Origin of the sequence: Paracoccus sp. MKU1, from assembly GCF_001447385.1 — a bacterium.
Classification (GTDB): Bacteria; Pseudomonadota; Alphaproteobacteria; order Rhodobacterales; family Rhodobacteraceae; genus Paracoccus.
Genome location: NZ_LLWQ01000215.1, coordinates 213,273 through 228,163 on the forward strand (window position 1 = coordinate 213,273; position 14,891 = coordinate 228,163).

Consider the following 14,891-nt stretch of genomic DNA (forward strand, 5'->3'; position numbering starts at 1 on the left):
CGGTCATGCCGCCCCCTCCGCGTCGATGCGGATGCGCGGCGCGCCGGTCTGGTCGCGCGTGACCTCGACCTCGTGCCGGCGGCTGCCGATCATCACGCTGGCGCGGAAGCCCGGCCAATGCGAGGGCAGGGCGGGCGCCACCTCCAGCCTTTCACCGTCCCTGATGCGCAGGCCCAGGATATGCTCGACCGCGACGCGGTGCAGCCAGCCGGCCGAGCCGGTATACCAGGTCCAGCCGGCGCGGCCGATCTTTTCCTCGGCGCCATAGACATCGGCGGCGACGACATAGGGCTCGCCGCGATAGACCTGCAAGGTGGCGGCGTCGCTGGCGTGGCTGATCGGGTTGAGCAGCCGGAACACCCGCCAGGCGTCGTCGGCGCGGCCTGCCATGCATAGCGCCTGCACCATCCAGATCGCGGCATGGGTATATTGCCCGCCATTCTCGCGCACGCCGGGCGGGTAGCCCTTGATATAGCCGGGATCCTGCGGCGCATCGGCAAAGGGCGGGGTGAACAGCCGCAAGAGCATGCCGTCCTCGTCCAGCAGATGCTCCAGCGCCGCGTCCAGCGCCGGGTTGCGGCGGTCCTTGCGGCCGGCGCCCGAGATCACCGACCAGCTTTGCGCGATGGAATCGATGCGGCATTCCTGCGACGCGGCCGAGCCCAGCGGCGTGCCGTCGTCATAGATGCCGCGCAGATACCAGCCGCCGTCCCAGCCGTGCCGGTCCAGCGCGCGGGACAGCTTGGCGGCATGGGCGCGCCAGCGTTTCGCCCGCCCGTCCTCGCCGCGCGCCTCGGCCAGCGGCGCCATCATGGCGATGGTCTGGGCCAGGAACCAGCCCATCCAGACGGACTGGCCGCGCCCGGCCGCGCCCACCCGGTTCATGCCGTCGTTCCAGTCGCCGCCCAGGAACAGCGGCAGGCCCTGTTCGCCGGTGCGCGCGATGGCCAGCTCCAGCGCCAATGCGGCGTGTTCGTACAGCGTCACCGTGCGGTCGCTGGTCTCGGGCCGGTAGAAGGCGTCGTGCTCGCCCGGCGCCAGCGCGCGGCCGAGGATGAAGGGCAGGGGCTCGTCCAGGACGGTGCGGTCGCCGGTGACCTCGACATAGCGCGCCAGCGCATGGCCCAGCCAGACCACGTCGTCGGCGATCAGGGTGCGCACCCCGGCGCCGGTGCCGGGCAGCCACCAATGCTGCACGTCGCCTTCGGGAAACTGGCGCGAGCCGGCCTCGAGCAGCTGGGCGCGGGCCAGCGCCGGGTCGTAGACCAGCATGGCCGAGGTGTCCTGCAACTGGTCGCGGAACCCATAGGCGCCCGAGGCCTGATAGAAGGCCGAGCGCGCCCGGATCCGGCAGGCGATGGCCTGATAGGGCAGCCAGCGGTTCACCATCAGGTCGAAGGCGGGGTCGGGGGTCTGGACCTGCAAGCGGCCGAAGATGTGCTGCCAGTGCTCGGTCTGGGCGGTGGCGGCCTGCCGGGCGGTGTCGGACCGCTCCAGCAGCGGCGCGGCGGCCAGCCGGAAGGTCACGGTCTGGCTTTCGCCCGGCTCGATCTCGATGCGGGTTTCCAGCATCATCACCGGATCGCCGTCATGGCGATGCACGAAGCGGCGGCTCAGCGTGGAATCGAACCATACCGGCAGGCAGGCGTCCCGGTTGCGGCCCTGCCAGATCAGCCGCGACAGGCAAAGCCCGGTCACCTCGCGGTCCACCGACAGGATCATGCGCTGGCCGGCATAGTCGATGGAATAGGGGTTCTCGCATTCCACCGCGCGGGCCTCGGGCAGGTAGCGCGGTTGCAGATAGGGCGCGGACTTGGCGCGGGCGCCGCCCATCACCGGCTCCAGGAACTGCGCCACGTCCAGCGTCAGCCGCCGGGTGCCGTGATTCGTCAGCCGCAGCCCGATCACCCGCAGCGGCGCGTCGGGCATCAGGCTGTGCAGCGCGGCGATCTCCAGTTCGCCCGACCAGGCGGTGAACTCGGAAAAGCCGGCGCCGTGGCGGCATTGGTAAAGCGCCTCGCGCTGGCTCGACAGCGCCGCATAGGGGGTATGGATCGCGCCGGTGCCCAGGTCGCGGATCAGGATGCCCTCGCCCGGCGGGTTGCTGACCGCATCGTTCGACCAGGGCGTCAGCTGGTGGTCGCGCGAATTGGCCGACCAGGAAAAGCCCGCGCCCTCGGCCGAGATGTGAAAGCCGAAATCGCTGCGCGCGACGACGTTGATCCAGGGGTTCGGCGTGGTCTGGCCGTGGCGCAGGCGGATGACGTAGTTCCCCTGCGCGTCGAAGCCGCCGGTGCCGTTCCAGAAATGCAGATCCTCGGGCGGGAAATCGCTGCGCAGGGCGGGACGCTGCAAGGGCCGGGCCGGCGGGCGGGCGATGCCGCGCCGCAGCTCGGCCGGCTCCAGCCGCTGGATCTGCTCGGCCAGGCTGCCGTTCTGGGCATGGATCACCACGCGCGCCACGGCCAGCAGCGTGTCGCGCGTCTCGTCCGACAAGCCGTTGGCATCGACGGCAAAGACCGAGGGCCGCGAATGCAGCAACTGCATGCTGTGGCACAGGTTGTTCAGCGCCTCGTGCAGATGGGCGGCATAGCTGACGCGCTGCTCGTTCAGGATCACCAGGTCGCATTCCAGGCCGCGCATCCGCAGATATTCCTGCATGCGGATCGCCTGGCGGGCCACCGGCATCAGATCGGGATCGTTGATGCGCAGCACCATGATCGGATTGTCGCCCGAAACCGACATCGGCCACAGCGCCGATTGCGGCCCCATGACATGGCGCACCTGCGAGGCCAGCATCTGGTTGGGATAGACCAGCAGCGCGGCATAGCGGCGGAACAGCGCCGCCTCCTCGGGGGTGATGCTGGCGTGGTGCAGCTGCACCTGGCTGCGGGTCCAGGCCATCTGGTGCTCGTTGTCATAGGCGCCCTCGTCGGCCAAGTGCAGATGCGCTTCCTCCAGCGCCTCGCGGCTGGGGGCGGCGACGGTCCAGAAGGTCACCACCGCCTCCTTCCCCGGGTCGATGGTCAGCCGCCGGGTCAGCGAAAAGATCGGGTCCAGCGTATAGCTTTCGCCCGGCGCCGCCTGGGCCAGCAGGTCGGGATCGTCCAGCGCCTGGGGGGCGCGGATGCTGCGGCCGCGACCGACGAACAGCCGCCGGTCGGTCGCCGCGCCGGCCGGCACGCCAGCGCCGGCGCTCAGATGCATCAGGTGGCGGTCGGGGTCGTGCGGATTGCGCTTGTTGCGCCGCGCGAAGATGCGGCCCTGGTCGGGCTGCGCCTCGGTGGCGACGAACATGCGCGAGAATGCGGTATGGGCGCGGTCGGCGTCGTTCTGGTCCAGCACGATCTCGCCATAGCTGGTCAGGGCAAGCTGGCGTGGCCGGTCCGACAGGTTGCGCAGCTTGACCCGGGCGCCGCGCGCATCCAGGTCGTCGGACAGGATCACCTCGGTCTCGCAATGGATGCCCTCGCCCAGGGCGGTGAAATTCGCCTTGTAGTCGAACAGCCGGGCCGCATAGCCGATCTCGGCATCGAAGCCCGGCGCCGCCGTCGCCGACCACCAGCGCCCCGAGGCGAGGTCGCGGATGAACAGGAACTCGCCCCAGACATCCGCCGCCGGGTCGGGCCGCCAGCGGGTGATGGCGGTACCGTCCATGCGCAGCCGCCCGGCGCCGCTGGCATCCAGCAGCATCGACAGCCGCCCGTTCGACATCACCGCGACGGTATGGGGCGCCGATGCGGCATCCGTCACCTCGACGATTTCGGTCTGGCCCAGTTCCGAGGGGCCGGGCAGGCGGCGCCGCACCCTTTCGCGCAACAGCGGCGACACCTCGCGCGGGGTCTTTTGCTGCAAGAGCGTCGAGACGCTTTCGATCACCGGATCGGCGTTGAAACGGTCGCGGTGCAGCCCGTCCATCAGGGAATTGGCGATGGCGATCAGGCTCATGCCCTGGTGATGCGCCATCACGCTGCGCACCACGGCGCATTTGCGCCCCTGCGGCAGTCGCGACGGGGTGAAGTCCACCGCGTCGAAGAAGCCGTATTCGCCCCGCGCGCCCAGCCGCGCCAGCCGGCGCAGGTTCTTCAGCGCGCTGCGCGGGCGGAAGGCGGCGGCGATGAAACTGGCATAGGGCGCCACCACCTGGTCGTCGCGCAGCCAGCGCCGCAGCGCCAGTTCCGGCACGCCGAAGGCGTAGTATTGATAGTTCATCTGCGCGTCGCGGGCGTTGTAGGCGCTTTCCGACACGCCCCAGGGCCGGCCGGCGCGCCAGCCGTCGCGGATCTGCGCCTCGACCGCCACGTCGCAGGAGCTGTGCAGGATCGAGCCGGGCGGCTCGTCCATCACCAGCGGCGCCATCAGGTATTCGAACATCGAGCCCGACCAGCTGACCAGCGTCGAGCCGTAGGGCATGACCGTCATCGGCCGGCCGAGGCGGTTCCAATGCTCGGTCGGCAGGTCGCCCTTGGCGATGGCGAATAGCGAGGCGAGCCGCGCCTCGGAGGCCAGCAGGTCGTAGAAGGACTGGTCCAGCGTGCCCTCGGCGCAATTGTAGCCGATGGCGAGCAGCTGGCGCTCGGGGTCGTAAAGGAAACCGAAATCCATCTCGAAGGCGAAGGCGCGGGCACGCTCGGCCAGGGCCGCCATGCGCCGGGCCGCGATGGCGACCTCCTCGGGGTCGATGCGGCCCAGGCTTTCCATCTCGTCGCAGGTGCCGACCAGCCGGCTTGCCCACCACTCCAGCTCGCGCGCGGCATCGGTCGGGATCTCGGTGACGAGGCCCTGGATCAGCACCTGCAAATTGGCGGCGGCACGGGCATGGCTTTGCACATGCAGGGGCGCCAGATGCGGCGCCTCGGCGCTGGCCAGGCTGAGCCACAGGCCGGCGATGCGTTCCTCGATACGGTCGCGCAGCGGGCTAAGGCTGCGCCGTTCGCGCGGGATCGCCGCATGCAGCCGGCGCGTCAGCGACAGGATATCGACCGCGCCCGACAGGTCCGGCAACAGGTACAGCGCCGGATTGCGCGCCCATTCCTTGAGGGTCGCGGCCAGGGTAATCAGCTGCCCCGCCAGGTTGCCGCTGTCCACCGCCGAGATGTAGCGCACGCCCAGCGGCTCCAGCGTGTCGGTCGCATACCAGTTGTAGAGATGGCCGTGCTGCCGCTCCAGCCGCTCGATGGTGGACAGCGTGGCCTCGATGCGATCCAGCGCCTCGCCCAGCGTGATCCAGCGGAACTCGTGCGCGGTCACGGTCGAGAGCAGGTAAAGCCCGATATTGGTCGGCGAGGTGCGCTCGGCCAGTTTCGGCTGCGGATCGTCCTGATAGTTGTCGGGCGGCAGGTGATGGGTGCGCTCGGTCACGAAGGTCTCGAAGAACCGCCAGATCAGCCGCGCCTCGGCCCGCCATTCCAGCCGCTCCTCGGCGGTCAGGGGGCGGGCGCCCTCGTGCTCGATCGGGCGGGCGCTGACCCAGGCGATCAGCGGCGCGCCCAGCCACAGCACGCCCAGCACCAGCGCCGGCGCCAGGTTCTCGGGGCGCAGCAGCGCCACCACGGCGACGAAGGCAGCCGCCAGCGCCAGCCCGCCGCGCATCAGCGCCAGATAGCCCGGCAGCGTCTCGTGCGCGCGGCTGGCCACGGCGTCGGTGGTGGTCCATTCCAGCAGGCGGCGGCGCGACACATAGACCCGGCACAGGCTGCGCACCGTGGCGTCGACCATGCTCCAGGCCATCTGCGGCAGCAGCGTCAGCCGCATCATGAAGGCGGTGATCTGGTCGATCAGCTCGTTGCCGATGACCAGCATATGGCGCAGCCGGGCGACGCCGGACTGGCGCGGCATCAGCCCCATCAGCCAGCCCAGAAGCTGCGACAGCCCGACCGAGACGCCCAGCAGGCCCAGCCAGAACAGCGCATCGGCATGGGGCAGGCCGATCAGCGCCACCAGTCCCGCCAGCATCAGCAGCACCGGCAGGAGGCTGCGGCGCAGGTTGTCCACGATGCGGAACCGCGCCAGCGCGTCCAGCCCGTTGCGCAGGTCCAGCAGATAGGGCAGCAACTGCCAGTCGCCGCGCGCCCAGCGGTGCTGGCGCGACAGGTCCACGTCGAACCGCTTGGGATATTCCTCGATGAAGTTCACGTCGGTCGCCAGCGCCGCGCGCAGCCAGGCGCCTTCGATCAGGTCGTGGCTGAGCACCGAGTTCTCGCGGATGCCGTCCTGGGCGGCGGCGGCGAAGGCATCGACGTCATAGATGCCCTTGCCGGTATAGGTGCCCTGGCCGAACAGGTCCTGATAGAGGTCGGACACGGTGAAGACATAGGGGTCGAGCCCCTTGTCCTGCGACAGGATGCGCTGGAAGGGCGAGGTCTGGCGGCCATGCTTCAACAGCGAGGTGACGCGCGGCTGGATCAGCCCGTGGCCGCGGGCGATGCGGCGCAGCGCCGGGTCATAGACCGGGCGGTTGACCGGATGCGCCATCATGCCGACCAGCATGCGCACGGTGTCGCGCGGCGTGCGGGTGTCGGCGTCCAGCGTCACCACATAGCGGATGCCCTCGGGCGGGCGCGGGCCGGTATCGACGAAGCTGGTGTCGCGGCTGCCGCGCAAGAGCGCGTTCAGCTCGACCAGCTTGCCGCGCTTGCGCTCCCACCCCATCCAGACGCCCTCGGCCTCGTTCCACTGCCGGCGGCGGTGCAGCAGGTAGAAGCGGCGGCCGGTATGGGCATATTTCTCGGACAGCGCCGCGATGCCGCGGCGGGCATAGGCCAGCAGTTCGGGGTCGCGCGGCGTGATCTCCTCCGGCGCGTCGGTGAAATCGGTCAGCAGCGCGAAGCTGAGCGCCGGGTCGGGGTTGGCGAGGTAATGCACCTCGAGATTGCTGAGCAGGTCGTCGATGGTGTCGAGGCTGGTGAGCAGGCAGGGGATCGCGACCAGCGTGGCATGGTCCGGCGGAATGCCGTCCTTGAACCCATAGGCGGGCAGTTGCGCCGGCGCGATCAGCCGGCTGGCGACGAAGCGCAGCAGCGCCAGCGAGGCGTCGAGAAAGGGCGCCAGCGACAGCAGGATCAGCGTGGCGGCCAGGAAGCCGCCGGTCTGCGACGGCACATAGGCAAGGCACAGCCCCAGGGCGAGCGCCATCAGCACCGCCAGGGGCACGATCAGGCTGAGGATGCCCTGCCGGCGCACCAACCGCGCCAGCCGCTCGCGCCAGACCGGGCGATAGCCGCAATCGGCCTCGAAACGCGGCGCGTCATCGCCCAGCAGCACCACCGAGACCGGGATGCCGCGCCGACCCGCCGCCGCCAGCGCACGCTCGGCCACCTCGGGCTCGGCCAGGGCGGAATGGCGCGCGATCATCTCGATGCGGTTGCGGATCGCGTTGCGGGTCTGGGGAGCGAGGCGTTCGTGGTCGGGATCCTCGCGCAGGATCGCCTCGGTGCGGCTGGTGGCCTCGAACCATTCGCGCCAGTTGATCTCGTCCAGGCGCTTCAGCGCGTGGATGATATGGGCGGCGGTGACGTTGTTCGCGGTCTGGCGCGTCTGCTCGCCGGCCATCACCTGCTCGGCGGTCCGGCCCTGGGCCGCCAGCCGGCGGGCAAGCTGCTCGGTAATGGCATGGGTGCGGTCCAGGCCCGCATGCACGCGATAGATCACCTGCGCCACGAAGGCCGGGTTTTGCAAGGCCGGGCCGGGCACCACCTGGTCGAAATCCGCCGGGCCGGGCTCGTCCTTGGCCATCAGCTGGTCCATGGCGGCATTGGCTTCGCGCCGGCCACGGCGGGCATGCTCGGTCTCCTCGCTCAGCCGCAGCATGCGCAGCAGAAGCGCATAGCGCAGCATCGAGGGCAGCGACCACAGCTCGCCGATGGTCAGCCAGTCCACCTGCTGCGCCCCGGCGATGAAATCGGCAAAGCTGCGCTCGCGCAGGTCGCCGTCGGTCATGGCGGCATAATCCCAAGCCAGCGCCAGCACGCGCGGGATCGGCTCGGCCACCGGCTGGAAGCGGCCGCGCGGCAGCGAGCGCAGGAAGGCCGGGCTGAGGTCGCGGGTCAGGTGGCGATAGGTCTCGGCAATGGTGTGGTAATTGTCCAGCAGCCAGCGCGTGGCGGTGGTGATATGCTCGCTCTCGGCATCGGCCTTGAGCGCCGCCTGATACAGCGCTCGCTGGTCCCGCGCCGCCTGCGCCACGTCGAAGCGCGCGGCACGGGGATCGAAGCCCGCGGCCTGGAGCCGCTGCTGCTGAAGCACCGCGCGCCCGGCCGCCTCGAAGACCGAGGCCGCGGTCGCCCCCGTCCCACCGCCGTCCCGGGTGGCGACCCCGGCTCCATCTGGCTGCATGGTTCCTGTCTCCGTCCCGTCGCTTCCCCCGCTAGAAAAGGGCCGGGGCTGCGGCACGGTTCCCAAAAACCTGCACGCATCGCCCCGCGACACGGCATTGCCCGGCAAGGGGGCAAGGGCGGCATCACGGATCTGGCACCGGCCTGCCGCATCGCTGTCATCTGCCCAGCCTAAAGCGGCGGCATCGCGACGACAAAGGTTTTCGAACCATGCGCCCTGGCCTTGCCCTGCTGGCCTGCACCATCGCCGCCGCGCCGCCCCGGGGCCCGCGGCTTAAACAAGATCAAGTCGGGAAACCTTGCCGCTCCGCGCCCGTTCATTCGGGCGCAGCAGGGCCGGCGCACCGCGCGCCAGCCGGGCGCCCGTCGCGGGCCCTGAACGGGCAGGAATGGGAGCATGGCCATGCATTCGATAATCTATCTCGTCGGCCTCGTGGTGGTGGTGCTTTTCATCCTGTCGCTGTTGGGCCTCAGGTAGCGCGGCCCCTGGCGCCGGGCTGACGTAGTTTTTCTAATGCCGCATCCGTGAACATTCTCCTTTGCGGCGGGACGGCCGGCTGCCCTACCACTAGGTGGACAAACGCCCGCGCAGAGGAGGCCGCGAATGACACCCCGCATGGTTCTGGAAGGCATCTACACGCCCGTCATCACCCCGTTCCAGGCCGATGGCGCGATCGACTACGACGCGCTTGCCGATCTGGTCGAGCGGCTGGTGGCGGCGGGCGTCCACGGCCTGATCTCGGGCGGCTCGACAGGCGAGAACTATGCCGAGACCGTCGAGGAGCGGCTGGCGCTGGCCCGCTTCATCACCGAGCGCGCCGATGGCCGGCTGCCGGTCATCGTCGGCACCGGCGCCATGCGCACCCCCGACAGCGTCGCGCTGGCGGCGGGCGCGCGCGAGATGGGCGCCGATGCGATCCTGCTGGGCACGCCGCCCTATTCGGTGCCGACCGAGGCCGAGAACGCCGCCAACGCGCTGGAGATCGACCGCGCCGCCGACCTGCCGGTGATCCTTTACAACTATCCCGGCCGCATGGGCGTCAGCATGGGGCGCGCGTTCCTGGACATCGTCAGCCAGTCGAAGAACGTCATCGGCATCAAGGAAAGCTCGGGCGACGTGAACCGCATCCATTTGCTGGCCTGCGACTATCCGCAGATCCAGATGTCTTGCGGCATGGACGACCAGGCGCTGGAATTCTTTGCCTGGGGGGCGCGCAGCTGGATCTGCGCCGGCTCGAACTTCCTGCCCGAGGAGCATGTGGCGCTTTACGAAGCCTGCGCCGTGCGCGGCGATTTCGCCCAGGGCCGGCGCATCATGTCGGCGATGATGCCGCTGATGGCGGTGCTGGAGCAGGGCGGCAAGTTCATCCAATGCGTCAAGCACGGGGTCGAGGTCTCGGGCCTGCGCGCCGGCCCGATGCGCCCGCCGCTGCAGGGGCTGAACGCCGACGAAAAGGCCGAGCTGGAAGCGGTCATCGCCACGCTGAAAACCGCCGTCCAGGCCATTGTCGAGGGGAAGTGAGATGAGCGACCTGCTGACCACCGAGGAATACAAGTCCATCGCTGCCGGCCTGACCTTCCCGAAGCTGGCCTTCATCGACGGGGAATTCCGTCCGGCGATTTCGGGCAAGACCTTCACCACCACCAACCCCGCAACGGGTGAGGCGCTGGCCGAGATCGCCGCCTGCGGACCCGAGGACGTGGACGTCGCCGTCGCAGCCGCCCGCGCCGCCTTCGAGGACGGGCGCTGGTCCAAGCTGCATCCCGGCGAGCGCAAGGAGACGCTTTTGCGCCTCGCCGCGCTGATGGAGGAGAATGCCCGCGAACTCGCCGTGCTGGAAAGCCTCGACGCAGGCAAGACCATCTTCGACTGCGAAACCGTGGACGTGCCGGAAACCATCCATGTCATCAAGTGGCATGCCGAACTGATCGACAAGATCTACGACCAGGTCTCGCCCGCATCCGACAACCACATCGCCATGGTGGTGCGCGAGCCGGTGGGCGTGGTCGGTCTGGTGCTGCCCTGGAACTTCCCGCTCTTGATGCTGGCCTGGAAGATCGGCCCGGCGCTGGCCGCCGGCTGCTCGGTGGTGATGAAGCCCGCGGGCGAGACCACGCTGACCGCGCTGCGCGTGGCGGAACTGGCCGCCGAGGCCGGGCTGCCGGCGGGGGTGCTGAACATCGTCACCGGCTCGGGCCGCGAGGTGGGCGAACCGCTGGGCCGGCACCCGGACGTGGACATGGTCAGCTTCACCGGCTCGACCGCCACCGGGCGGCGCTTCCTGAACTATTCCGCCGACAGCAACCTCAAGGAAGTGGTGCTGGAACTGGGCGGCAAGAACCCCTGCATCGTGCTGGACGATGCCGAGGACCTGGACGCGGTGGCGGGCCATGTCGTCAACGGCGCCTTCTGGAACATGGGCCAGAACTGCTCGGCCGGCTCGCGGCTGATCGTGCAGCGCGGCATCAAGGACCGGCTGCTGGAGAAGGTCCGGGCCGAGGCGGCCGGGTGGCTGGTCGGCGATCCGCTGGACCCGGCGAACCGCGTCGGCCCGCTGGTCAGCCAGGCGCATTTCGACAAGGTCAGCAGCTATCTGGATGCGGCGAAATCGGAAAACGTGCTGGTCGGCGGCAATGTCGTCAGCCCCGGCTTCATCGAGCCGACCATCGTCGAGACCGCGCGCGATTCGAAACTGGCGGTCGAGGAGATCTTCGGCCCGATCCTGACGGTGATCGTGGTGGACAGTTTCGAGGAAGCCATCGCGGTGGCGAACGACACCGAATACGGGCTCGCCGCCTCGATCTTCTCGGCCAACGGCAAGCGGGCGCTTCGCGGCGCGCGGGCCTTGCGGGCCGGCACGGTGACGGTGAATAGCTTCGGCGAGGGCGACGTGACCACCCCCTTCGGCGGCTACAAGCAATCGGGCTTCGGCGGGCGCGACAACTCGATCCACGCCCACGACCAGTATACCCAGCTGAAGACCATCTGGCTGGACCTGACCGACAGCGCCGAAGCGGGCCTCGACTGACATGGCCCGGCACCAGGCCGTCCGCACCCCGGTCTTCAACGGCCCGGCCGGGTGGAGCGCCATCCTGCCCCCGGTCGCGCCCCGCGCGCGGCTGGAAGGCAGCACGGGCTGCGACGTCGCCATCGTCGGCGGCGGTTTCGCCGGGCTCTCGGCCGCCCGGCGCCTGCACCAGATCGACCCGGGGCTGGATGTCGTGATCCTGGACGCCGCGCGGATTTCCGAAGGCGGCACCGGGCGCAATTCCGGCTTCATGATCGACCTGCCGCATGAGCTGACCTCGTCGGATTATGCCGGCTCGGGCGACAGCCACGACCGGCAACTGACGCGGCTGAACCGCCATGCCATCGATTTCGCGGCGCAGGCGGTGGCGGAATACGCCATCCCCGAGGGCTGGTTCCAGCGCAGCGGCAAGATCAACGCCGCCGCTTCGGCCGCCGGGCTGGCCGCGAACGAAAGCTATGCCAGGCATCTGCGCGACCTGGGCGAGGCGCATGAGATGCTGGACGCCCGCGCCATGCGCGAGACCACCGGCACCGGCTACTATCGCGCCGGCCTCTACACCCCCGGCACGGCGATGATCCAGCCGGCGGGCTATGTTCAGGGCTTCGCCGCCGGGCTGGAGCGCGGGGGCGTGCGCATCTACGAGAACTCGCCGGTGCTGACCATCGAGACCGCGCCGCAGGGCTGGCGGCTGGCGACCGCGCAGGGCGAGGTGCGGGCGCAAAAGGTCATCATGGCCAATAACGGCCATCTGGAAAGCTTCGGCTTCAAGCGCGGCCGGCTGATGCACATCATGCTGAACGCCTGCATGACCGAGGAACTGTCGCCCGAGGCGATCCGCGCGCTTGGCGGCCAGGAATGCTGGGGCGCCACCCCCGCCGACCCGATGGGCACCACGGTGCGCCGGATCGGCCCGGCGCAGGGCGGCAACCGCATCGTCATCCGCCAGGGCGGCTATTACCGGCCGCAGATGCAGACCAGCGCCGCCGACCTCGACCGGCTGGTCCGGCAGATGCGGCAGAAATTCGATGCCCGCTTCCCGATGCTGAAGGGGCTGCGCTTCGAATATTGCTGGTCGGGGCATCTGTGCCTGTCGAAGAACGGCGTCTCGGTCATGCGCGAGCTGGAGCCCGGGCTGTTCGCCGCCTGCGTGGACAACGGGCTGGGCACCACCCGCAGCACCCTGACCGGCATCGGCGCGGCCGAGATGCTGTGCGGGCGGTCGAGCATGATCACCGAGTTCTTCACCGCCGAGGCCGAGCCGGGCCGCCTGCCGCCGCATCCTTTCGACACCATCGGCGCCAATGCCTATATGCGCTGGAAAGAGTGGCAATCGCGGCTAGAATGATGCCCTGTCCAAGGGGAAGCATCGCCGCCATGCCGCCGATCAAGCGCCGTTACCTGCCCTCGCTGGGGGCCTTTGCCACTTTCGAGGTCGCGGCCAAGCATCTGAGCTTCACCCTGGCGGCGAAGGAACTGAACGTGACCCAGGGCGCGGTCAGCCAGCAGATCCGCCTGCTGGAGCGCGCGCTGGAGGTGCCGCTGTTCATCCGCAAGCACAACGCGCTGGAACTGACCCCCGAAGGCGCGGGCCTGTTCCATGCGGTGACGGCGGGGCTGGACACGATCAGCGCCGCGGTCGCGGTTCTGGCGGGGGACGAGGGGCCGCAGACCGTGACCGTCTCGGCCACCGACGGCATGTCGCTGTTCTGGCTGCAGCCGCTGATCGACAGCTTCCGCAGCCAGCATCCGGATATCGGCTTCGTGGTGCTGGCCTCGGATGCCGACGACACGCTGCGCAACTATTCCGAGGTGGACATCGCCATCCTCTGCGGCAACGAACGCTGCGAGGTCGGCGAGGAGCTGCATTTCCTGTTCCAGGAGATCGCGCAGCCGGTCTGCTCGCCCGGTTTCCTGGCCGAGCACGGCCCCTTCGACACCGCCGACGCATTCAACCGGGTGAACCTTCTGCACCTGCACGACCGGCATTGGAGCGCGGACGCCATCGGCTGGCAGCCGCTGGGCTGGGCGGAATGGTTCCGCGCGCAGGGCGCCGAATGGGCCAAGGCGCCGTCCAGCCTGTCCACGAACAAGGTCAGCCTGCTGATGAATGCCACGCTGCGCAGCGAGGGGATGATGCTGGGCTGGCACCACATGGTCCGCGCGCCCATCGCCGAGGGCCGCCTGGTCTTCGCCCATCCCGCGCCGATCACCGCCGGGCGCGGCAATTTCCTGAACTGCAAGAAGAAATCCCTGAAGCGTCCCGGTGTCGCGGCCTTTGTCGAGCATCTGCTGGCAGCGACGCGGGCGCAGGCGCAGGGCTGAGCGCCGCGCGGGACGACCCGCAGCCCGGCTGATGCCCGCGGCGCCTCGCCGTAGATTTTCTAATGCCTCGCCACAGGAAAATCTCGTTTGCCTGCGCAGCGGCCCTGGGGGATAAATCCACCCATTCCGGGCGTGGAGGACGCCCTTGGAGGAAACGGCCGACGATCCCCGGCAAACGCCGCCCGGCCCCGTAACGGAGAGATCCGGGCAAGTCCCGCCGCGACAGGCTGCGCGGCGAATGACGGCCCCTGTCCGATGGCAGGGCCGGCGAACCAACCCGATCAGTGGAGGAATAGATGCGCAGAATTTTCAAAGCCGTCCTTGCCGGTGCCGTGGCGCTGGGGCTTGCCTCGCCGGTGCTGGCGCAGGACAAGGTGATCAAGATGGGCACCATGGCCTGGGAGGACCTGGCCCCGATCTCGGGCATCACCAAGAAGGTGCTGGAGGACAAGGGCTTCACCGTCGAGCTGACCGAATTCTCGGAATGGGGCATCGCCTATGCGGCGCTGGCCAAGGGCGACGTGCAGATCCTGACCTCGCAGGTGGATTATGTCGCCCATGACTACTGGAAGCGCAACATGAACCGGCTGGAAAAGCTGTCGCCGGTCTCGCACGGGCTGTATCAGGGTATCGCGGTGCCGAAATACGTGCCCATCGACTCGGTCGAGGAGCTGAACGAGAATGCCGACAAGTTCGGCGGCAAGATCATCGGCATCGAGCCGGGCGCCGGCCTGATGCGCGAGACGGCCGACGCGGTTTCGGAATACGGGCTGAAGCTGCAACTGGTCGAGGGCTCGACCGCCGGCATGACCGCGGCGCTGAAATCCGCCGTGGACCGCCAGGACTGGATCGCCGTCACCCTGTGGGAGCCGACCTGGATGGCGCTGAAGTTCGACACCAAGTTCCTGGCCGACCCCAAGGGCATCTTTGCGCCGCCGCAAACCTATTACTGGATCGCGCAGAAGGGCTTTGCCGAAGCAACTCCCGAGGCGCGCGAGGTCACCCCCAGCGTCCATGTGCCGATCGMGGAAGTCGCCCAGATCAACGCCGCCGTGAACGACGGCCAGAGCATGGACGAGGCGATCGCCGGCTGGATCAGCGAGCATGGCGACCGGCTGAGCCGCTGGGAAACCATCAAGTCCTACTGAGCCCACCGCACGGGCGGCCCGGCCCGCGGGCCGTCCGGCACGACGGAACCCAAGCA

The 14,891-nt window shown here is 69.2% G+C and carries 6 protein-coding genes; 5 read left to right on the forward strand and 1 reads right to left on the reverse strand.

Annotated features, from left to right (window positions below; genetic code table 11):
- Positions 1-3 precede the first annotated feature (3 nt).
- Positions 4-8,334, reverse strand: coding sequence for a GH36-type glycosyl hydrolase domain-containing protein (locus AQY21_RS23735; protein ID WP_058100049.1), 8,331 nt, complete (start codon positions 8,332-8,334; stop codon positions 4-6).
- Between the two features lie 603 nt (positions 8,335-8,937).
- On the opposite strand from AQY21_RS23735, the gene AQY21_RS23740 reads away from it, so the two are divergent.
- The 5 genes from AQY21_RS23740 to AQY21_RS23760 all read left to right on the forward strand — a co-directional run bounded on the left by AQY21_RS23740 (position 8,938) and on the right by AQY21_RS23760 (position 14,835).
- Complete coding sequence (locus AQY21_RS23740; protein ID WP_082658248.1) at positions 8,938-9,855, forward strand: dihydrodipicolinate synthase family protein; 918 nt, start codon at positions 8,938-8,940, stop codon at positions 9,853-9,855.
- Position 9,856: 1 nt separating this feature from the next.
- A complete protein-coding gene (locus tag AQY21_RS23745; RefSeq protein WP_058100051.1) occupies positions 9,857-11,362 on the forward strand; it encodes an aldehyde dehydrogenase in 1,506 nt (501 codons plus the stop codon).
- A 1-nt stretch (position 11,363) separates the two neighbouring features.
- The gene (locus AQY21_RS23750) at positions 11,364-12,710 is read left to right on the forward strand and encodes an FAD-binding oxidoreductase (RefSeq protein WP_058100052.1); all 1,347 of its coding nucleotides are present in this window, start codon (positions 11,364-11,366) and stop codon (positions 12,708-12,710) included.
- A 29-nt stretch (positions 12,711-12,739) separates the two neighbouring features.
- Positions 12,740-13,687: a LysR substrate-binding domain-containing protein gene (locus AQY21_RS23755; RefSeq protein ID WP_058100053.1), complete on the forward strand. Its 948-nt coding sequence runs from the start codon at positions 12,740-12,742 to the stop codon at positions 13,685-13,687.
- A 296-nt stretch (positions 13,688-13,983) separates the two neighbouring features.
- A complete protein-coding gene (locus tag AQY21_RS23760; protein ID WP_058100054.1) occupies positions 13,984-14,835 on the forward strand; it encodes a glycine betaine ABC transporter substrate-binding protein in 852 nt (283 codons plus the stop codon).
- The last annotated feature ends 56 nt before the right edge of the window (positions 14,836-14,891 follow it).

Coding starts and splice junctions, on each gene's coding strand:
- AQY21_RS23735 (WP_058100049.1), bottom strand. CDS start 8,334: ATGCAGCCAGATGGAGCCGGGGTCGCCACCCGGGACGGCGGTGGGACG.
- AQY21_RS23740 (WP_082658248.1), top strand. CDS start 8,938: ATGACACCCCGCATGGTTCTGGAAGGCATCTACACGCCCGTCATCACC.
- AQY21_RS23745 (WP_058100051.1), top strand. CDS start 9,857: ATGAGCGACCTGCTGACCACCGAGGAATACAAGTCCATCGCTGCCGGC.
- AQY21_RS23750 (WP_058100052.1), top strand. CDS start 11,364: ATGGCCCGGCACCAGGCCGTCCGCACCCCGGTCTTCAACGGCCCGGCC.
- AQY21_RS23755 (WP_058100053.1), top strand. CDS start 12,740: ATGCCGCCGATCAAGCGCCGTTACCTGCCCTCGCTGGGGGCCTTTGCC.